We start from the raw sequence: 21731 nt of genomic DNA, 5'->3' as shown, positions 1-21731 counted from the left end.
AGACTAATAGTCTTGATGGCATAACAATTCTAAATTTTTTCATTTCTATTAAAAAAACTATTTGATAACTGTAAAAGGTACATTCCTATTTGAATTTGCAATTCGAACTACAAAATGACCAGTCATGTAATTATCACAAACAATTCGTAACAAAGAATTATCCAGTTGTTTTAATTGAAACTGATTAGTTACATTTTGGCCAAGGTGATTGTAAATTTCAATTTGCGAAATTGATATTTGTTCCCCGCTAATATTACTAATATCAATGTTGTTATTTTCTTGCATGGAATTTAATTGCAAAATGGCTTGTTCATTTTTATCTCTTCCATTAATGGCATTAATATCATACTGTGTTACAGATGGAGCCATTATTTTTTGGGGGTCTTCGGTACACCATAATATCGGTGATCTATCAAACAATCTGCCATTGGTCAAAAGATTATGATTTGCATCTAACAATGCATCGTGCCGCAATACACGTTGGTCTGTATTACCTTCGGTACGATAGGCAAAAAAGTCGAATCCATTGATACGGACGTTGTTGTATTGTAAATAGTAATCATTTTCAGGCCATTGTAGTTGGCTATTATAATCAATTCCCGCTAAGTTATAGAATTGCGTTAAAAACTCATTAGCTACTGTTGGTAAAGAAACATAAGTAGAGCCAAAATCAGTAGCATCACCGCCTGTTTGACACGTACCATTATAATTACATATTTCAATTAATAAGTTGCCAAGGGAGGCTTTAATCGCATTATTTCCATTCAAACAATCGTATTGAGAATTATTGCCCAAGTCCAAAGGAACATTTACAGTTCGCAAATAGGGCACTATGCGTGTACGAATATTATTAATATCATGCCCCAAGTATTGCAATCGCCTGCGGTCGCGCTGCTGGTCTGTTTCTACACCATTAGCTATTTCACCAAGCATAAAACAATCGGGGCGGTTGTTTACTAATTGATTGTTTTCACACATATCATCATTATTGCTAAAGTTGAGGCTGATATAATTGAAGCGATAGGCATCTATGGTGTCAATATGTATTCTTGAATCAGTAGAGTCTGTAATTGTATCAGTGTTGCGGTTAAAATAATTGTTGGTTATGCTATGCTCATCAGTAAATAGCATATTAGTATGATAGATGGCAGCTAATTCAACATCATTATTTGCTCGTGCAAGTGTACATCTTGATGCGAGTGTTTTCCATAAGTCAGCTCCTTTTGCAGCATCTTTATTTGGGTCCCTAGGTGCACCGGCACCATAATATGGTGCAAACCATTCATAATCGAGCATGATGCCATCAAATTTATAACCTCCCGTTTGCAAATTATTCCAATCAATAAATGCAGTAAATATTTCATCGTTATTTGTTGTAGTAGCCGCATCTTCATCAGCAGTATAAGTAATGCTGCAAAGGTTGTCGCATGGCTTATACACTTCGGGTGTTTGATCAAGCCACTGCGCCAATACGTATGTTACCCCTGTTTTGTGCAATTCGTTTACCAAATTGGCAAGTTGCACGCGCAAGTCTGCTCCAGCAATATTAAAATTTAAAGTACACGCTGTACATTTGTTGTAGGCAGTATAATTTGAAAAGTCGGTCATCGTGCCATTATTATTCCATTGATTATCCTCTCTGATAATATCTTCTAAATGGCCCAAAACAACTGTGCGTATTCGCATGGCTCTGCAATACTCTATAAAATTTTCTGTTTTTACGGCTGCTGCTGGATTGGCTCCATTACCATCTAAAAATAAGCATGCATTTTTATTGGCTCCTGAATTGGATGAGTTAAATGCCCAACAATCCATATTCCATAAATTTTTTGGATAATATGGGCAATTATACGCTACTACCAACCAAGCCAAATTTGCAATAGTGTTAACTTTAGTACCTGCCATTGCTATGTTATTATCCGCATCAACATACACCCCATTAAACACTCCTTGGTACTCTGAAAAACTTTATTCGTCAGCAAATCTCCATAGTCATTAGTCATTATACAAAGTGGTGATGTGCCTTCGGGTGTGCTATTACTACCAACCAGATATACGGCACCGTTTTCATTTTGGTAGCAATCTTTAATCTCATCATCGCCTGTTATATCATACTCTTGTTGCCATATAACATGCCCCGTAGCTGTAAGTTTTATTAACTGGGCATTAAGCCTATTTGTAATGGATTTGTTACCAGCAAGCAATATGCCTGTTTTGCCAACTAATGACACAGAATTAATTATATCAATACCTGTTTCATAAATTACTTTTGTCCATAATGTATCACCGTTTTTATTTGTTTTAATGATATACGGATTCAAATCGGACGAGCCAAAACTAGTTGTATTGCCAACAATAATAATACTGCTATCCTGATTTTGTACTACATCGCATGCCACATCATTGCCCGAGCCTCCATAGGTTTTTGCCCATTGAAATGTACCCGTTGCACTTAGCTTAAGGAGGTAAAAATCTTTTAATCCTGCTCCTGAGCTATTGGTATAGCCTGCTGTAAGATAGCCACCATCTAAGGTGGCAATGATAGAATAGCTCCCATCTTTAAGTACACCGCCACTTGTTTGTGTCCATTGTACTACACCGGTTGCATTTAGTTTGGTGATAAAAAAATCGGATAATCCATTGCCATAGCTTTTGGTATAGCCTGATACAAGTATGTCATTATTTGCATCTTCAATAACACAAAATGCTTCATCATCTGATATACCTCCCAATTGTTTTGTCCAAAGCGTGTCGCCTATTGAATCAACACGTAGTATTAAAATATCTAAACCATCTGTTGTGGTAGCTATGCTGCCACCTACTAAATAGCCACCCAATTTGCTATGTATTACACTGTATGCATTGTTGGATAATGCACTGTTGTATTCCGCTTCCCAAATAATATTTTGTCCCATTACACTACTAATAAAAAATAAAATTAATAAAGGACTGATTAATAGGGAAATAAACTTAGATGCTCTCTCTCTCTCTCTCTACAACTACCACGCCAAAGGCGCTACTGCAGCTACTTTCAACTTCGCATACAGTAACCGATACACAATCGGGTTTTGAAATCTGTTTTTTCATTTCAGTATAGTTTAATTTGTTAATATTATAAGTAAATACATCTAGAGATTTAAAGAAAGAACTTGTTGAAATTATTTGGCAATACAAATAAAACGAAAAGAAATTTAAATGTGCAAGCAAAAAAAGCAAGATATATCCATTAATAGAGCATGTTCCTTATTTAACTGCTTGTTCTATTTTCCTTAGCGTTGTTTTGCTTTTCTTTGCATTCGGATGATGTTTTATAAAAAATTCCAATGCTTCGGTAGCCTCGTACCAGCGCGATTGCGATGCATATACCGCAGCTTTATTTATATGCGCCTGCTCATAATCAGGGTCGAGGGCTATTGCTTGGTTAATATAATTGAGAGATGTAGTTGCATCTGAGTTTATCATCATTGTTAAATACCCCAAATTGCTTAGTCCCTGCACATGCTTGGGGTTCAATGTTACCATATTCTTAAATACAGCAAGTGCTTCTTTGGGTTTGTTTAAGGCAAATAGTATGTTGCCATATTTATTCAAAAAATCAAGATGCTCAGGGGCAAGCTCTGCCGCACGCTTGTAAAAGCCAAAATGCTTGTTGCGGATTGGCTGTTTCCAACATTTGAGCAATGCGATATGCTGTGTAAGCATGGTGGTTATCCGCTGATTTTAGCCTAAGTATGGTAAGGTTTTCTTTATACGCGTTTAATAACCTTTGTAGCTCATTATAATCATCTTGCAGGTAAGCCAGATGCACCAACTCATGAAAGTTGGTTTTTATATCAGCATGGGTTGCACCGGGTAAATATTTTTTAGCACTATCAAGCATCTCTTTTCCTAATGCAAATTTTTCATAATAGGCTATAAAGGCTTTGCCTGTGGTGCGCTTGTCAACATGCGGATTATTAATACATGCAATGGTTACAAATTTTTTTATCTCATTTTTATCTTGTTCGTTTAACGGAACGGATATGCGGTGATCATGCACACTCACATGTGGAATATCGGTTGCACCCGATGTTTGCATGTGGCATGAAACACAGTTGTTATTTTTTTTCGATAATTCAATTTTGTCAGCGGTGCATACGGTTTCTTTTCCACTATGGCAGGCAATACATTTTTTATTGAAAAAATCTTTTTCTGTTTTGCGTACACTCACATGCGGGTCATGACATGTAACACACGTTAACGCATCTTTATAAGGCTTCAAGTTGTTTTTTGTCGCACTTGATTCAGATTTTTGCATCGATACCAAATAGCATTTGCTCTGTTTAAGACGTTCGGCATGCGATGCCATAATGTGCTTATTTGAGTTGGAATAAACCGGCATAAATACATTCATTACTTCGCTAAGGCTCATGCCGGGTTTAAAATCAAAAAAACTTTTTCCTTCGTTAAGTACAGCATTGCCTTGTATATGACAACGCTGACAAACATCAAATTGTTTGTCTATCGGTAGCTTGGCCGGATTTACTATCGTATAATCAATTTGAGAATTTATATCAACAATATTTCCGGCAATTTTTTCACGCACATGCATTGCTCCGGGCCCATGGCATCGTTCACAGGTAATTCCGTTCGGAACATTGGTATACTTGTTTTGGCTGCCAGGCACAAAGTCAGGAAATGAGTTATGACAGCTCATACATTCAAGACCAATCTCTCTTGAAAATCGCGAGTTATTTCCATCTTCAAATCCAGGTGGCAAATCCCAAATTCCTTTTTGAGTATAATAGGTCATTGGTGCCTGATTAAAGTAGCCATTCGTATTTGTCATATGCGAATTGGTGTGTTGCCCCGACCCAACAATATAGTGTATAGTTTCCACGCGCTTATGTATGGTGTCTTTACCATCCATGCGATATTCCATAAATTTTAAACTGTCGCCTTGCCAATAAGAATGATAGTAGAAATTTTTATGCTTGTCGTAAATGGTTGAATTTGTGAACGAAGCTTTTGATTTATGCACCGATGCAATATCAAACGACTGGCCCATACCGGTTTCGATATAGGTATTATAAATAGATTCATGGCATTGTTTGCATGCCTGCATACCCACATATTTCACTGTGTCGGTTAGCGATGCATAACTTGACAAAGCCACTGATTTATTGCTATGTTGCGAAGTGCAATAAACCAGCAAGCAAACACTGCTTATGAGCAATATAAAAATGCCCCCTCGTTTCAACTTATTTTTTTATTCATTGTAATGGTTCCCTCTTCTTGCACCTGCAGTCGATTAGGTAGCCGCATTTTTCAAACAGTATTTTACTGCCTTCATTTCCTTGCTCTATGCGACAAGCTAATGTATTTAAGCCAAAATGATGAATGGCAAATTGTTCCAAATGGCGCAGTGCTGAGGTAGCAATACCCTGTCTACGGTTTTCTTCAGGATATACTATAATGCCAACGTAGCCAAGTTTATTTTCCCGGTCCATTTCATACAAATCAATATAGCCAAAAGCAAATCCGGAATAAGTGTTTTTTATTGTTAATCGGATTTGCCTTGTTGCCTCGTTTATTATTTTATTGTTCTCAATAAAAATAGTGATGTCGCTTAACGAAACATTTTTTTTAAATCCTAAATTATTAGCCCACGCACACTCAAGCTCAAACATATAAACCGATTCATCTTTAGTTGGAAAATCTAAAGCAATTACTGATTCGTTCATATTGTAATTTCACCTTTAAAAATAAACGCAGCCGGTCCGGTTAGAGTTATTTCAGAAAATAGTTTACCATCAGTATAGAAATTTACTTGCAAGGGTCCGCCTAATGTTCTTACTTCTTGAAAATGTTTGCCGGATAGGTTGTGTTTTATTGCAAAGGCTAAGGCCGCTGCTGTAACACCTGTGCCGCAACTTAAAGTTTCGTTTTCTACACCCCGCTCATAAGTGCGCATAGCGATATGGCCGTCATTTTCTTCCACAAAATTCACATTAATCCCATCCTTAATAAATTTTTCCTGATTGCGAATAGCCCTCCCTTGCTTGGTTACATCCATAGTAGCTATGCCGCTGCAGAATTCAATGTAATGAGGTGATCCGGTATTTATTACAAATTGGTCTCCGGCTCTTTCGGCATTATTAACATCATTCATCGAGATTTCGATAACCAGCGAATCAGAATTTTCATCCTCCATAATATTGGCATAGTGGATACCATCACAGGTTTCAAAACGTGTATGCATTTTGCTTATAATGCCTGCTTTGTAAGAAAATGCTACCGCACACCTTGCACCATTACCGCACATGCTTCCTTCTTTTCCATCCGAGTTATAATAAATCATTTTAAAATCAGCCAACGTGCTGGTTGCAATCAGCATTAAGCCATCGGCACCAATGCCAAACTTACGATCGCAAAGGTTTTTTACCGTTTTAATATCAAGAATTTCTACATCCACATTACGGCCATCCAGCAAAACGAAATCGTTGCCGGTGCCCTGGTATTTTTCAAATCTGATTTGCATTTTGCGCGCTAAGGTTAAACCACAGTTAATTTATTTGTTTGCAAAAATACTTTATTCCTTTCTTCGTCAAAGAACATAATGCCTATTGAATTTGTTATAATGATGGTGTAAGAATGATTAACAAAAATCTAACTACACATTTCATAAATGATTCATAAGCGTGTATAAAATTTGCAGAAAAATTTTATCCTAATTCTTAAACATTGTCTAATAAACCAAAAATTTAAATTCATATGAAAAGCAACATCAAATTATTTTTAATCGCCATAGGCGCAGCTTTTGTTGGCGGCTTGTCTGCGGTAAAGTTCAGTCAACATACCGATTCAAAAAATTCTATTGCCAGAGCACAAAGCACACCAGTGCAGTATGTCAATAATATGCCGGCAGCGGGCGAAATGGATTTTACTGTAGCAGCAGAACATACAGTGCCTGGAGTGGTGCATGTAAAAACGATTTACGGAGAGAACCAAAATGTAAATTACTTTAACCCATTTGAGGACTTGTTTTTTGGCAACCCAAACCGTGGTATGCAGCGCGAGATGGCCGCAACCGGCAGCGGAGTTATCATTAGCGATGATGGCTATATTGTAACTAATAACCACGTAGTTGCTAATGGAGAGAAAATTGAAATAACATTAAACAATAACGAGAAGTTTGAGGCCAAAGTAATTGGCACCGACCCTTCAACCGATTTGGCATTGGTAAAAATTGAAAGCAAAGGCTTACCATATATTCCATATGGAAATAGCGATGATGTAAAAATTGGACAATGGGTATTGGCAGTTGGAAACCCTATGGAATTGAACTCAACCGTAACAGCAGGCATTGTAAGTGCCAAGGCTCGTAACATTAATATAATACAAGGAGGTACGGCACCCATTGAATCATTTATTCAAACCGATGCTGCAGTAAACCCCGGAAATAGTGGAGGTGCACTTGTGAATACACGGGGCGAATTGATTGGAATTAATACTGCCATTGCAAGCAACACAGGGAGTTATTCAGGTTATTCATTTGCTGTGCCTGTAAATATTGTGCGTAAGGTAGTCAACGATTTTATGGAGTTTGGCAATGTACAACGTGCCTTTTTAGGTATTGTTAGTAAGGAACTAGATGCAGATTTAGCCAAAGAGAAAAACCTTGACGAAGTTAAGGGCGTTTATATACAAGGCACAAGTGAAGATGGAGGCGCTGCCGAAGCCGGTCTTAAGCCTGGTGATGTAGTTTTGAAAATTGATGGTCGCGAAATAAATTCTACAGCTGCATTGCTCGAAACAGTTGGCAGCCATCGTCCGGGTGATCGAGTTAAAGTTTCTTACTTACGAAATGGTGATTTAAAAGAATCAATTGTTACTTTGAAAAACAAAATGGGTACAACAACTGTTGTTAAGAATGAGACCTTTGAATTACTAGGAGCTAAATTTAGTCCGGTAGAACAAGGAGAGCTAAAAAGACTAGGAGTGTCAAGTGGTGTAAAGATAAGCGCACTCTCTGCAGGAAAATTGCGAAGCTCAGGATTAAAGGAAGGCTTCATAATTACTGGAATAGATCGCCAACCAATTAGTGGAACATCAGATGTTCAGGCAATTTTGAAAGAGAAAAAAGGTGGCGTTCTTATTGAAGGGATTTATCCAAATGGTTTGCGTGCTTGGTATGGGGTTGGTTTAGATGATTAAAGGAATCGCGAGTACTAATAGTTGTAGTTCTTTTTTTAAAAATAATTCAAATATTCATAATCGTAGATTAAATTATGTTGTATGTTTGTATCGCTTTTAAAAAAGACTATCAATACTTCAAATAGAATTGATAAAATGGTTTAGGGTTGTAATACTTTTCGTAGAGCCGGTCTCCGCTCGGAGCCGGCTTTTTTAATTTGATAAAATTCTAAAAAACACATTCCTCGCTTATGGAAAACTTGCAATACCCAATTGGTAAATTTCAATTTCAAGATTTTTTTTCAGCAGATACAGTTGCTCATTGCATTTCCGATATTGAAAAATTACCAGGGCAAATGCAAAAATCCCTTTCGCACATTGCGAAAGAAAAATATGCCATCCCGTATCGTCCTAATGGTTGGAATGCTGTTCAATTAGTAAATCATATAGCTGATAGTCATGCCAATGCACTTATCCGGTTTAAATTAGGAATTACAGAAGATTATCCAACCGTAAAACCTTATAGAGAAGAGTTGTGGGCAACACTTCCTGATGGAATGAATACGGACTTAATTCCCTCATTAAACATTATTGATGGGGTGCACAAAAGACTTGTTCTTGTAATCTCGAATATGCAAGAGTCAGATTTTCAACGCAAAGTTTTTCATCCCGAGAAAAATGCTGATTTATCCCTTTATTATTTGCTTCAATTATATGCATGGCACGGTAAGCATCATTTAGGTCACCTCGAAATTATTGCTCGCAATTAATTATTGCTCGCACAATTATTTTTGTTCAATAGGGTTTTACTAGATTATAGATTATTTTTAAACAATAGCGCCTGCTTGTTTAGCTATAAATCAAAAAAATATTTTTGTCCGTCATTTTTTGGTAAAAAAGCTGGGATGGAGTAACTTTTTCCATTTTCGTTTGTCAAATTATTGTTAAAAAAAGTTAAACATGAATACTCAGAACGAAAAAATCTTTCATTTGATGTCGAATTTCAACCACATGACACGATTTGCATTCATACTAAGTCTCGTTACTTTCTTCTCTGTCAATTGGGGATGTGGATACGAGCGCATAGATAGGGCGGCCATGCAATTGAAAGCAGTGCAAACCGAAATAAGGCAAGATCAAAACATAATTGCTACCAATGTGACAAATGCTAATGCCTATTCTCCTGTCACCAAAAAACAAAGTAAAGAAAGCAAAGACGACAAAGCAGATTACAGCCAGCGCACCTATGCCCTAATAGCAATGGCCGATGCCAGAGCCCATATGGTTGAGATTGCAAACACAGTTCAGAATTTTTCAGAAAAGGATAGTAACTGCATTATTCATGCTATGAACTCCACCGCTATATCCGAATCCATGGTTGATGATAACCTAATTGTTTTTGCAGCAGATAATGGCAAACCCTGCTCACGCGATTTAATTGTAAAGTACAGGACACGCGAAGGCTTGTGGTTGATGACTGTTCAAATGCAAGACTATTGTGATGGAGCCTCATCAGCAGGAAACTCGATGCAGATACCTGAATATAAATGTGTTTTTGTAACCAAAGACGAATCTACACCGCTTTTCTATTATGATTCAAAGAGCCAACATTCGGAGTTGGTTAACCGCAACGGTAGCCGCATTTGTACCTTCAACAATGAAGTGGAGTGTTTTAATTAATTGCAATAGCCATTTCCAAAACTAATATGTCTATTCTTTCGCATATTTTAAGGCCTTTGTGGCTCCAACAAACTTTAACCCGATTATTTTTAATTTTTTAGTTTAAAAAACTGGCATTTGCGAAATAAATAATACTATATTTGCACCCTCAAAAAAATAGACCGATGATATTAACGGCAGAAGCAAAAAAAGAAATTTTCAAAACCTATGGTGGCAGTGATTCTAACACAGGAAGTGCCGAATCGCAAATTGCCTTGTTTACTCAACGCATTACCCACCTTACCAGTCACTTACAAAAACAACCTAAAGATTTTGGTACACAGCGTTCATTGATTAAATTGGTTGGTAAGCGTAGAAGTTTGTTAAATTATTTGCATAATACAGAGATTTCTCGCTATCGTGCAATAATCAGCAAATTAGGTATAAGGAAGTAATTACTTATACAATCTTGACTATAATATAAGCATAATGAAGGCAGTTCTCGAAAGAGAATTGCCTTTTTGTTTAACCAGCAATTCAAAATAGAGGGACATTCATATGCCCGTGTTGCTTTCTCCCGAAGCAACATCATTTCAATAACATAACATATAATAATTATCAGCGGTAGGGAGGCGGTGATGAGAAAAAAACAAATGAATTTAAAATCTCCAGTTACCCAAAGCTTTAGTATAGGCGATGGTGTAGAAATTTCCATTGAAACCGGAAAATTAGCAAAGCAAGCCGATGGTTCGGTAGTTTTAAGATGTGGCGATTGCATGATCTTAGCCACCGTAGTTAGTAATCAGGAAGCCCGTGAAGGGATTGACTTTTTACCTTTAAGTGTTGATTACCAGGAAAAATATGCCGGTTCAGGCCGTTTTCCGGGTGGCTTTTTTAAACGAGAAGCCCGATTGAGCGAATATGAAATATTGATATCCCGATTAGTTGATCGTGCGTTACGTCCGCTTTTCCCCGAAGATTATCATGCCGATGTACAAGTATTGTTAACGACAATTTCTTTAGATAAAAATGTGATGCCTGATTCGCTTGCCGGGTTGGCAGCATCAGCAGCCCTATCTATTTCCGATATTCCTTTTGGTGGGCCAATAGGGGAAGTACGCGTAGCGCGTGTTGACGGAAATTTTGTAATTAACCCATCCCCACAACAAATTGAAGTAGCAGATATAGATATTATGGTGGCAGGTAGTGCCGAGAATATTGTGATGGTAGAAGGTGAAATGCAGGAAGTAAGCGAGACTGAAATGATTGAAGCAATAAAGCTTGGCCATGATGCCATAAAAAAAATGTGTCAGGCGCAAGTTGAATTGGTTGAAAAAATTGGTGGTGTTACTAAAAGGGAATACAACCATGAGGTTAATGATGATGAATTGAAAGAAAAGGTGAAGCAAGGCACCTACCAAAAGCTATACGAAATTGCGCTAATGGGCATGGCCGATAAGCACAAGCGCACTGAAATGTTTAAAGCTGTTTTAGAAGAATACAAAGCAACTTTTACTGCGGAAGAATTAGCGTTGAACGAGTCGTTGGTAAAAAAATATTTCTATGAAGTACAGTATCATGCCGTAAGAGATGCAATATTGAACGAGAGCAAGCGCCTTGATGGCCGCGAATTGCAACAAATTCGACCAATATGGAGCGAGGTTAATTACATTCCTTCAGCACATGGAAGCGGTTTATTCACACGTGGCGAAACACAGTCGCTTACCACGGTTACACTTGGAGGAAAAATGGATGAGCAAATGATTGACGGTGCAATGTTTAAGGGTGAAAATAGATTCTTATTGCATTATAACTTTCCACCATTTAGTACAGGTGAAGCCCGCCCAATGCGTGGAACAGGCAGACGCGAAGTTGGACATGGTAACCTTGCCATGCGTTCTTTAAAGAAAGTATTGCCGCCTTCAACCGAAAATCCCTATACCATGCGTATTGTTAGTGATATACTAGAATCCAATGGTTCATCATCTATGGCTACGGTATGCGCTGGTTCAATGGCATTAATGGATGCCGGAATTAAAATTAAGTCAACCTGTGCAGGCATTGCAATGGGATTGATTAGCGATGGTAAAGGCAAGTTTGCTGTATTAAGCGATATATTAGGCGATGAAGATCATCTGGGTGATATGGATTTTAAAGTAACAGGCACAACCAAAGGAATATGTGGTTGTCAAATGGATCTTAAAGTAAATGGTTTACCATACCAGGTATTGGAACAAGCATTAGAACAAGCTCGTAAAGGGCGTTTGCATATTATTGGAGAAATGGAAAAAACCATTAGCGTAGCTAATGCAGATTATAAGCCACATGCACCACGTATTGAAGAAATTATTATTGACAAAGAATTTATTGGAGCAGTAATAGGACCCGGAGGCAAAATTATACAGGAAATACAGCGCACTACAGGTACCACCATTACCATTGAAGAGAAAAACGAAAGAGGCTACGTTCAGATACTTGCAACTGATAAAGTGGCAATGGATGCGGCAATAGAAAGGGTAAAGGCTATAGTTGCTATTCCAGAAGTTGGTGGAACATACCAAGGGGTTGTGCGAAACATACAAACGTTTGGAGCATTTGTAGAGTTTATGCCTGGCAAGGATGGACTCTTACATATTAGCGAAATCAGTTATGACAGACTAAATAGCATGGATGGTGTACTGAAAGAAGGTGATAAAGTAAAAGTGAAACTAATTGAAGTGGATGAAAAAACTGGTAAGTTTCGTTTGTCGGCAAAGGCGTTGTTGCCCAAGCCTGATGGCTATGTAGAAGCACCAGCCCGAGGACCCCGCCCTGAAGGGCCTCGTGGTCCGCGCAGAGACAACCGTAGAGATGGCGAACGAGGTGACCGCAGAGATAACGACCGAGGCGACCGTTCGCAACGCAGATCAGCACCCGAGAATAATTAAGCACTCGATTTTTAATTGTTTCTAAATAAAATAAATATGGTCGGAAAATTTTTTCCGGCCTTTCTTTTTATAGCAATTCTTATTCTGTATTTGCTTTTGAATTTACCACCATCATCAATAACAAAATACATGGTGCTATTTAATTTCTGTTATTTTTGCGCGCTTTAATAAAATCTACAAAACACGTTATGAATCTACACGAATATCAAGGTAAACAAATTCTAAAAAGTTTTGGCGTTGCCATACAAGAAGGGATAGTAGCCGACACTGTTGATGGTGCAGTGCAAGCCGCAAAAGATTTACAAGCACAAACTGGCACAGGTTGGTGGGTGGTGAAGTCGCAAATACATGCCGGAGGCAGAGGTAAGGGCAAGATTAAAGGAACCGAACAACGCGGAGTAGCATTGGCCAAATCGCTAGATGATGTACAAACGATATCGAAAAATATTTTAGGCAATGTGCTCGAAACTATTCAAACCGGGCCAACTGGTAAGGTAGTAAACAAAGTGTTGATTGCACAAGATGTATATTATCCCGGCCCAACAGAGCATAAAGAATTTTACATGAGCGTATTGCTAAATCGTAGTACAGGAAAAAATATTATCATGTACAGCACTGAAGGTGGAATGAATATAGAAGATGTTGCTGAGCATACACCAGAAAAAATTTTCAAAGAAGAAATTGACCCGGCTTTGGGCATACAATCGTATCAAGCACGCAAAGTGGCTTTTAATCTGGGCTTAAGCGGAAGTGCTTTCAAGGAAATGGTGAAGTTTGTGACTGCCCTATACAATTGTTATTCGCAAATTGATGCAGCCATGTTCGAAATTAATCCTCTGTTTAAAACAACCGATGATAAAATAATTGCTGTTGATTCAAAAGTTACCCTCGATGATAATGCATTGTTTCGACACCCTCAGTATGCAGAGATGCGTGATAAAAGCGAAGAGGATCCAACCGAGGTACTTGCAAGCGAAAACGAACTCAACTATGTAAAATTGGATGGCAATGTAGGTTGTATGGTTAATGGTGCCGGATTAGCGATGGCAACCATGGATATTATAAAACTTGCCGGTGGCGAGCCAGCAAACTTTTTGGATGTAGGGTGCACTGCCAATGCTGCCCGAGTAGAAAAAGCATTTCGCATCATACTAAGCGATGAAAATGTAAAAGCAATACTGGTAAATATTTTTGGTGGTATTGTACGATGCGACCGTGTAGCGCAAGGTATTGTTGACGCATACAAGAACATCGGTGAAATTAAAGTTCCAATCATTGTGAGACTTCAAGGCACTAATGCCGAAGAAGCAAAGCGAATAATAGATGAGAGTGGCCTCAAAGTTTATTCTGCTATTCAGTTGAAAGAAGCTGCTGATTTAGTTACTAAGGTTATGCAATAGTTTTTTTTACCTTGTAAAAAATCTGTAATTTCTAAGGTGAGTATAAAATCACTTTTATTGACATTAAAATAATTTTTAATCATGCCTAAATCGCTAACAGCTAAGGACAACTTTCTAGGTATTGCTGAAAAGAAATATTACGATTATGCTACCAGCAAATATGTAATACAGCAAGTGCCGTATGAGCATACATCATCCTACTTGGCGGGTAGTGCCAAAGGGCCGGCTGCTATCGTAAAAGCTTCGCAGTATGTAGAGTTGTATGATGAAGTACTCGATTGCGAATCATATTCCAAGTGTGGTATTGCCACCGTGCCAGCTATTAATTTTAAAAATAAAGTAAATGCAGCAGCAGTAGAATTAATAGCTAATGAAACTACCAAGCACCTTGATGCCGGTAAATATGTTGTTTCATTTGGTGCTGAGCATACGGTTACCTATGGTTTTGTAAAGGCATATAGCGAGCGTTATAAAAACCTCACTGTATTGCAAATAGATGCACACAGCGACTTACGCGATACTTATCATAACAATAAGTATTCTCATGCAAGTGTAATGCATCGCGTGCATGACATGGGATTAAACTTAGTTCAGATTGGCATTCGTGCTCAATGCATCGAAGAGTCGGATTTGATTAAGAAATCAAAAAATATAAAAACGTATTACGCACACCGCATACGCAAGGATAAGAACTGGGCTGCTAAGGCTTTGGCTGATTGCAGCGAGAATGTTTACCTTACAATTGATGCGGATGGATTTGATCCTTCAATTATGCCTGCAGTTGGAACTGCTGAGCCTCAGGGTTTGTTTTGGGACGAAACAGTAACTTTTCTCGAATCAGTTATAAAAAATAAAAACGTAGTAGGGTTTGATATTGTAGAATGTGCTCCTATGAAAGGCTCCATTCTTAGCGAATATACCTTGGCTAAATTGGCTTACCGCCTTATTGGTTTTTTGGAGCAAAAATAGCGAGGCAATTTTTTTATCAAGTTATTATAGTCAGCCTTTTTTTATACCACTTCGTTTTTCAATTACAACAATTAATCTAATTGGGCGTAAATTGTTTTTCTGTTTGTTAACCCTTACGATATTATTTCGTTACTTCTTTCATTTTTATCCTGTATGTTAGTCCAAATTGCATCACCGATTTTGCAAGGCCAACCTCTACATAGCCTGCCATCTTTGGACTAAAGAAAATTCTTGTTCCAAGAGTAAGTTCTGCCCCAATAGGGAAATTATAATTGTTCTCTTTTAAAATATCAGGTCTGAATTTAGGGTCATTATCTGTATAAAGAAAATATCCTTGCCTGAAACCTAACCCAAGCCCACCATAAATTGTTGTATGCCTGGTTACTTTAAAATGATAGCTCCCTCGCAATAAAATGCTGAAGGTGTTATAACTAAACTCACCCGTATTTTCATTTCGCAGAGAGTCGTAAGTGCCAATCGTTCCCTCCTGAATTATTTTTAAATATGCACCGCTAACGCCAAAACTCATGCCTGAACGATAAACTCGATCATATTTTAAATAGATGGTACCTATTGCATTATCCTTCGTTTTACGAGTCCATAAGTCAACCAATAATGTATCAAGTATCGAGTTAAAATAATTTCCAATACCATAGCCTGCTGATACAGCTATGTATCCATTTTGATAATTCCACAAATTTTCAATCCTTTTTTGCTCCTCTGCTTCGCGCTCTTCTTTGGTTTTGCGTGATGACTGTGCTTGCGCGCAGGCGAAAGACAAACAAAATAACAAAAGCAATACCGTGATATTTTTATACGTGTTCATTATAATTTGATGATTTCTTCCTGCTGCAGCAAGTTTAGTTTTTTATAGCGTAAAATAATTTGTGCAATGGTAATAACATCTTTGCTGCAATAGGTGGTTATGCGTTCGAGATCTTTTTCTTGCCAATATACCCAATGCACCATGCTTCCATCAATATCATCCTTTGGGCTTTCTATTTCGAGTACATAAGCAAGCAAATTTAGTGGCGTGTAATTTTTGTAGTCACCAAATTTCCACAACTCCATCGTGTCAAGGTGTTGCACCTCCCAGGGTTTTTTCATCACAATATCCATTATTGCTGGCACATCAATGTTATTGATAATCATTCTACGTACAATGTAGGGGAAATCAAATTCCTTTCCGTTATGCGCACACAGTAAATGTTGTGGCTTGTTAAAATGCTGTTTTAATAATATGCTAAAGTCTTCGAGCAGTTCAGTTTCATTATGGCTGGCAAAAGACTTCAGCCTGAACTTTCGTTCTCCTTTCGAAAAATAAAAATAGCCACATGAAATACATACAATTTTTCCAAATTCTGCAAATATGCCTGCGCGTGAATAGATGTCCCTGTTCGATTGCCCTTCTTCTTTCTTTAAAAACTCAGCTTTACGCAACCACATTTCTTTGAGCTCCTCTTCGAGTTCATCAAAACTGCTGCATCCCGGAACGGTTTCGATATCCAGAAACAGAATGTTTTCGAGATCTATTTTGTCAAGCATTCTTTTTGCGTTTTTACATTTTCATTTGCCGGGGCGAATTCTTAATTTATGAAGGATGCTATGCGTTTTAAAGTTAAATTATTTTTTTTAAAAAATAATCAAGGCAAGGTAAATCAAAACTAAAGAATACCCATCAATAAATTTTTCATATTCACTTTGGCATCAACTATGGCATTAACTTCGCTTACTGATATTCGCTCCTGCTTCATATCATCGCGAAAGCGTATGGTTACCGTGTCATCGTTCAATGTTTGATGATCAATCGTGATACAATATGGTGTGCCTATTGCATCTTGCCTGCGGTAACGTTTACCTATGGCATCTTTTTCTTCGTAAAAACACATGACATCCATTTTCAATGCATCCATTACCTGACGCGCTTTTTCGGGCAGGCCATCTTTTTTTATAAGTGGCAACACGGCCACTTTTATAGGTGCTAGCGGTGGTGGTATTTTGAGCACAACACGGTCGCTGCCATCTTCGAGCTGTTCATGTGTATAGGCTGCTGACAAGGTTGCAAGAAACAATCGGTCAAGCCCAATCGAAGTTTCTATAACATATGGCACATAGCTAATGTTTTCTTCCGAATCAAAATACTGTAGTCTTTTTCCTGAAAACTCTTCATGGCGCTTAAGATCGTAATCGGTGCGCGAGTGTATACCTTCTAATTCCTTAAAACCAAAAGGAAATTCAAATTCAATATCGCATGCAGCATTGGCATAGTGCGCTAGTTTTAAATGATCATGAAAGCGATATTTATTTGTTGCAAAACCAAGGGCGCGATGCCATGCTAAGCGTGTTGTTTTCCATTTTTCGTACCACTCAAGTTCTGTTCCAGGTTTTACAAAGTATTGCATTTCCATCTGTTCAAATTCGCGCATGCGGAATATAAACTGACGAGCAACAATCTCATTTCGAAATGCTTTTCCGGTTTGGGCTATGCCAAACGGAATTTTCATCCTTCCTGTTTTTTGAACATTCAAAAAATTGACAAATATACCCTGGGCAGTTTCAGGACGAAGGTAGATGGTAGAAGCTTCTTCGCTTACCGAACCTAATTGCGTATTAAACATCAGATTAAACTGACGTACATCAGTCCAGTTGCGTGTACCGCTTACCGGGCATGTAATTTCAAGATCAATTACTAGTTGCTTAACCTGATCAAGATCTCCCGCATCAAGACTCGACTTAAACCTTGCATTTATTTCATCCACTTTTTTCTGATATTCCATCACACGTGGATTGGTTTGGCGGTAAATGGTTGGGTCAAAGCTTTCTCCAAAACGCGCCTTAGCCTTTTCTACTTCTTTTTCAATTTTGGTTTCGATTTTCGCCACATGTTCTTCAATAAGAACATCGGCACGATATCGTTTCTTGCTATCGCGGTTGTCTATTAATGGGTCGCTAAAGGCATCCACATGTCCCGATGCTTTCCATGTGGTAGGGTGCATAAAAATAGCAGCATCTATACCTGCTATGTTTTCATTCATTTGCACCATACTGCGCCACCAATATTCGCGCAAGTTATTTTTTAGCAAAGCACCGCTTTGTCCATAATCATATACGGCACTTAGCCCATCGTATATCTCGCTCGATTGGAAAATAAATCCATACTCTTTACTATGCGAAATAATGTTCTTAAATAATTCTTCGTTGTTTGCCATGTGTGCAAATTAATAAGTATTAAGTATGATGTGCAACTTATTGAAAATAACTTACGAATAAAATCACGGTTATTTTTTTTGGTACGATGCAGGAAGCAATGGTATCTAAAAGCCAATGGCTTTTTAGAAAAAAGTGAAATGAGTGTAGTGCCCAGGACTGGATTCGAACCAGCACGGTTGCCCGCCACCCCCTCAAGATGGTGCGTCTACCAATTTCGCCACCTGGGCAGGAGTTTTTTTTGAGAGGCGCAAAGGTAGAAATCTTTGGTTTCTTTCTGATACATAGTTGTTTCTAAAATATACTTCGTCTGCCACTAATGGAATTTTATTTTGCCAATCGAAAATTAATTTATATTTATATCAATTAATTTTTAATACCAAACTAAGATGAAAAATTGCATTCTTCCAAAGCCCAAATCTGGCAAGGGATTTGCGGGGGGGTGATTTCCTTCAGATGCCAATTGCCAGGGATGTATTGGGAGTTAAATTTGTGAAAGAATAAGAGAATTAATACAGTCAACAAGAAATTATCGAATAAAAAAAACGATTACGGTTTTAATCATTCATGCATTAGCCACCATTTTCGAAAACCATGTAATTTGCCTTTTCGCATAGTTGCGCGTGTGTTGCTTAATTTTATCAATGCACATTTCCAACGTCATGTCTTCATCTATATACTCAAACATTTCTTTGTACCCCACAGTTTGCAATGCATGGTGATTACGATAAGCAAGCAGGCTCCTGCATTCTGCCTCTAGCCCGGCTTCTATCATAGCATCTACGCGTTTATTAATACGGCTATACAATTCCTGCCGGTTCATGGTTAAATACTTGTACTCAACCTTATAGGGCATTTGGTTTTCTTTTTTTGCAAGGAAGGATGTGTAGGGTTTGCCGGTTTGATAAAATACCTCAAGTGCCCGCATCAGTCGTGCCGGATTATGAATATCCACAGTGGCCGCATAACCGGCATCGTGTTTTAATATTTCTTGTTGCAAAAATTCCAGGCCCTTCTCGTCAAAAAGTTTTTTTATATGTTGTCGTGTGTCTGCATTTATAGAAGGTATCGAATCGAATCCGTATAGCAAAGATTGCAAGTAAAGTCCCGAACCCCCAACCAGGATTATGGTAGAATATTTTTTGGCTAAATCGCTAATTACCAAGTTAGCCTCCTGGGCATACGTGCCTGCATTATATGCACGCTGAATAGAATGTGAGTTGACAAAGTGATGCGGTACTTTTTTTAACTCCTCGTTACTTGGTTTAGCAGTGCCTATGCTAAGCTCCTTAAAAAATTGCCGTGAGTCAAAACTAACTATTTCTGTTTGATGGCGTTGTGCATATTCAATAGCTACTTCAGTTTTGCCAATTGCGGTAGGGCCGCAAATGGCCACTAGTGTGGTTTTCAAGCTAATTGTTGTGGTTATTCGCTTTCTGGTTCTCCTTCAAAAAAACTGCCTTCGTCTTCGGTTTCACTTTTTTCTTCTTCTTCTACTCCAAAACCTTCCAGGTTTTCATCTATGTCTATAGCTTCTTCAGTTTCTGCAATTAATTCTGTTTCGGTTTCTATTATGTCCAAATCATCGGGTTCCAAATCTTCACCGGGCAGCACAGGTAATGCTAATTCATCAATGCCCGGCAGCGAAGGAAGCATTTTGTATTGCTTGGGGGCATCGCCACTTGATTTTACACAGCGTGGATATACTGATTTGTCATCCTTTTCAACGTTTATTTTTATAAGTTCCACAAAAAATGTCCAGGTATCAAATTCATAATATATTTTTTGATGAGGGTCGTTTATAAATTTATTCATTACAGCCTGGTCCATTACGGTAACTTCGCTTCCGTCTTTTAATATACGTGGTTCTGAGGCTATTTCTCTCCCCTTTATCCAGTGGTCGTTGCTCATGTAAAAGGCGGCCGCCTTACTGTTGTCAAACTTTATTGACTCCTGTATGCAGTTATGTAAATCGCGAAAAGTTTGAGAGGGTTTAATATCGATATCACGCGATATATCATCGTAATCTTCAAAAGTAATTCTAAAACGGTAAGATGCCATAGTGTTTATTAGGTAGCACAAAAATATGCTGATTTATTATTTTCTGTGGTTATTAAATGAATTAATGCGCGCAAATATACATGTTGCAAATAATAAAGAAATCTTATTAAAAAATATTTCGCGATTAACCTCATGCCAACACACTTATTGTTCGATAATAACAAGAGATTAATTTGGAGTTTCGCAAATTGCCTATCCTACTTCGCTATTGTCGCTAATAAGCATGTAATAATGTGATGAAAAAATACATGAATAATTAAAAAGAGTTTATTTAAGCACTTACTTCAGATTGCTTAAAGAAAATAATAAAATCACATTATTGCTTACACATTTTGTGCAGCCTTCATTTCCCACGATACCGTGTGCAATAAATTATTCTTTACAATAGTTGCAAGTTCGTTTGGGAGATCAAGTAGATTATGAGCGCAATTCAATAAATGCATATTGCCAAAGTTTACACCTTGCATAAATTCAATCATGGGTTGTGGCGGAACAATCTCATCATTTTTGCCTGCAATAACTTGTAAGTTGATTTGATAGCGTTTGCAAATATTTCCTAAACGGCTGATGTTGGGCCTATACTCCCGATATAATAATAATACATCATAAACTTTTTTCCGCTTTTCGGGCGATTCCATTTGCAACAACAGAAAACTATGCAACTTATGTGGAAGGAGTTTTACGCGCTTCATCACGGCAGCCACTTTTACAAAAATTTGTGGATGACGAATTACCCGTTCAAAAATTAATTGCCCCAAGGTAGTACTTGCTACAAAATTATTCCACAAACTCTGCTTGAAGCCATCGCTGGCAATCAGAAAAATATTTTCCCATTTATAAGGCATAACTTCTACAAGGCCCATTGCAAGTTTACCTCCAAGGGAATAGCCGAGTAACGAAGTTTTTTTAAGTTGATGCTTGTCAAGAAAAAATTGAATGAGGTCGCCAAATGTGGTATCATTCAGAATAGGATCATCTACCGATTGATCAATATAACTTTTACCATGGAAAAATAAGTCAAAAGAAAATATGGAATAATCAATACCCAACGAAATTTGGAGTTTTTCAAAATCGGCAGAGTTGCCATCAAAACCATGAAACGCAAGCAAAACCTTAGGCCCTGTTCCAAATCGCTGGTAATACAAATGATACGCATCATAATGAATAAAACCTTCGTTATTGTTCATAATATTTGGAATGGCGTTTTACTTATTAAATTAATTTCGCAAGCGAATTTTTTTAGCAGTTATAGAATTGGCAGGTAAGTAAATGATACCAATGCTAAATAAAATTCTAAATAGAAGAATTTCAAAGATAAACATAGTGTTAGAAA

19 protein-coding genes and 1 tRNA gene are annotated in these 21731 nt (G+C 37.8%); 7 read left to right on the top strand and 13 right to left on the bottom strand.

Translation table 11 applies throughout. The features are described from left to right. Positions 1-57 precede the first annotated feature (57 nt). From IPO27_01250 to IPO27_01225, 6 genes are all read right to left on the bottom strand, one after another. Positions 58-1905, bottom strand: a complete 1848-nt coding sequence (locus IPO27_01250) for a hypothetical protein (protein ID MBK8845234.1) — start codon at positions 1903-1905, stop codon at positions 58-60. A gap of 2 nt (positions 1906-1907) precedes the next feature. After that, positions 1908-2915: a hypothetical protein gene (locus tag IPO27_01245; protein MBK8845233.1), complete on the bottom strand. Its 1008-nt coding sequence runs from the start codon at positions 2913-2915 to the stop codon at positions 1908-1910. Between the two features lie 328 nt (positions 2916-3243). Then, positions 3244-3591 carry a hypothetical protein gene (locus IPO27_01240; protein MBK8845232.1) on the bottom strand — a complete coding sequence of 116 codons (348 nt, stop codon included), beginning with the start codon at positions 3589-3591 and terminating at the stop codon, positions 3244-3246. A gap of 13 nt (positions 3592-3604) precedes the next feature. Next, positions 3605-5155, bottom strand: coding sequence for a pilus assembly protein TadD (locus tag IPO27_01235; GenBank protein ID MBK8845231.1), 1551 nt, complete (start codon positions 5153-5155; stop codon positions 3605-3607). A gap of 97 nt (positions 5156-5252) precedes the next feature. After that, positions 5253-5723, bottom strand: a complete 471-nt coding sequence (locus tag IPO27_01230; GenBank protein MBK8845230.1) for a GNAT family N-acetyltransferase — start codon at positions 5721-5723, stop codon at positions 5253-5255. Beyond that, positions 5720-6514, bottom strand: a complete 795-nt coding sequence (locus tag IPO27_01225) for a diaminopimelate epimerase (GenBank protein MBK8845229.1) — start codon at positions 6512-6514, stop codon at positions 5720-5722. Before IPO27_01225 ends, IPO27_01230 begins: the two co-directional genes overlap by 4 nt. 239 nt (positions 6515-6753) lie before the next feature. On the opposite strand from IPO27_01225, the gene IPO27_01220 reads away from it, so the two are divergent. From IPO27_01220 to speB, 7 genes are all read left to right on the top strand, one after another. After that, a complete protein-coding gene (locus IPO27_01220; GenBank protein ID MBK8845228.1) occupies positions 6754-8196 on the top strand; it encodes a trypsin-like peptidase domain-containing protein in 1443 nt (480 codons plus the stop codon). A gap of 230 nt (positions 8197-8426) precedes the next feature. Next, complete coding sequence (locus tag IPO27_01215; protein ID MBK8845227.1) at positions 8427-8945, top strand: putative metal-dependent hydrolase; 519 nt, start codon at positions 8427-8429, stop codon at positions 8943-8945. Between the two features lie 190 nt (positions 8946-9135). Further along, positions 9136-9855 carry a hypothetical protein gene (locus IPO27_01210; GenBank protein ID MBK8845226.1) on the top strand — a complete coding sequence of 240 codons (720 nt, stop codon included), beginning with the start codon at positions 9136-9138 and terminating at the stop codon, positions 9853-9855. Positions 9856-10019: 164 nt separating this feature from the next. Then, positions 10020-10289: a 30S ribosomal protein S15 gene (gene rpsO, locus IPO27_01205; GenBank protein ID MBK8845225.1), complete on the top strand. Its 270-nt coding sequence runs from the start codon at positions 10020-10022 to the stop codon at positions 10287-10289. A 198-nt stretch (positions 10290-10487) separates the two neighbouring features. Further along, on the top strand, positions 10488-12761 hold the full coding sequence (pnp, locus tag IPO27_01200) for a polyribonucleotide nucleotidyltransferase (GenBank protein ID MBK8845224.1): 2274 nt from the start codon (positions 10488-10490) through the stop codon (positions 12759-12761). Between the two features lie 188 nt (positions 12762-12949). Then, positions 12950-14161, top strand: coding sequence for an ADP-forming succinate--CoA ligase subunit beta (gene sucC / locus IPO27_01195; GenBank protein MBK8845223.1), 1212 nt, complete (start codon positions 12950-12952; stop codon positions 14159-14161). An 81-nt stretch (positions 14162-14242) separates the two neighbouring features. Next, on the top strand, positions 14243-15130 hold the full coding sequence (gene speB, locus IPO27_01190; protein ID MBK8845222.1) for an agmatinase: 888 nt from the start codon (positions 14243-14245) through the stop codon (positions 15128-15130). 121 nt (positions 15131-15251) lie between these two features. Here the strand turns inward: speB and IPO27_01185 are convergent, their stop codons facing one another. From IPO27_01185 to IPO27_01155, 7 genes are all read right to left on the bottom strand, one after another. After that, complete coding sequence (locus IPO27_01185) at positions 15252-15956, bottom strand: outer membrane beta-barrel protein (protein MBK8845221.1); 705 nt, start codon at positions 15954-15956, stop codon at positions 15252-15254. Next, a complete protein-coding gene (locus tag IPO27_01180; GenBank protein ID MBK8845220.1) occupies positions 15956-16675 on the bottom strand; it encodes a 3'-5' exonuclease in 720 nt (239 codons plus the stop codon). The genes IPO27_01185 and IPO27_01180 overlap by 1 nt, the downstream gene beginning before the upstream one ends. 119 nt (positions 16676-16794) lie before the next feature. After that, the gene (locus IPO27_01175) at positions 16795-18339 is read right to left on the bottom strand and encodes a glycine--tRNA ligase (GenBank protein MBK8845219.1); all 1545 of its coding nucleotides are present in this window, start codon (positions 18337-18339) and stop codon (positions 16795-16797) included. A 148-nt stretch (positions 18340-18487) separates the two neighbouring features. After that, positions 18488-18567, bottom strand: a tRNA-Leu gene (locus IPO27_01170). Between the two features lie 335 nt (positions 18568-18902). Then, the gene (gene miaA, locus IPO27_01165; GenBank protein ID MBK8845218.1) at positions 18903-19748 is read right to left on the bottom strand and encodes a tRNA (adenosine(37)-N6)-dimethylallyltransferase MiaA; all 846 of its coding nucleotides are present in this window, start codon (positions 19746-19748) and stop codon (positions 18903-18905) included. A 14-nt stretch (positions 19749-19762) separates the two neighbouring features. Continuing rightward, a complete protein-coding gene (locus IPO27_01160) occupies positions 19763-20398 on the bottom strand; it encodes a hypothetical protein (protein MBK8845217.1) in 636 nt (211 codons plus the stop codon). Positions 20399-20721: 323 nt separating this feature from the next. Next, positions 20722-21585, bottom strand: coding sequence for an alpha/beta fold hydrolase (locus tag IPO27_01155; GenBank protein MBK8845216.1), 864 nt, complete (start codon positions 21583-21585; stop codon positions 20722-20724). Positions 21586-21731: the final 146 nt, after the last annotated feature.

It is taken from the genome of Bacteroidota bacterium (assembly GCA_016714535.1).
Lineage (GTDB): Bacteria > Bacteroidota > Bacteroidia > AKYH767-A > OLB10 > JADKFV01.
This window is presented reverse-complemented; position numbering and strand designations above follow the sequence as displayed.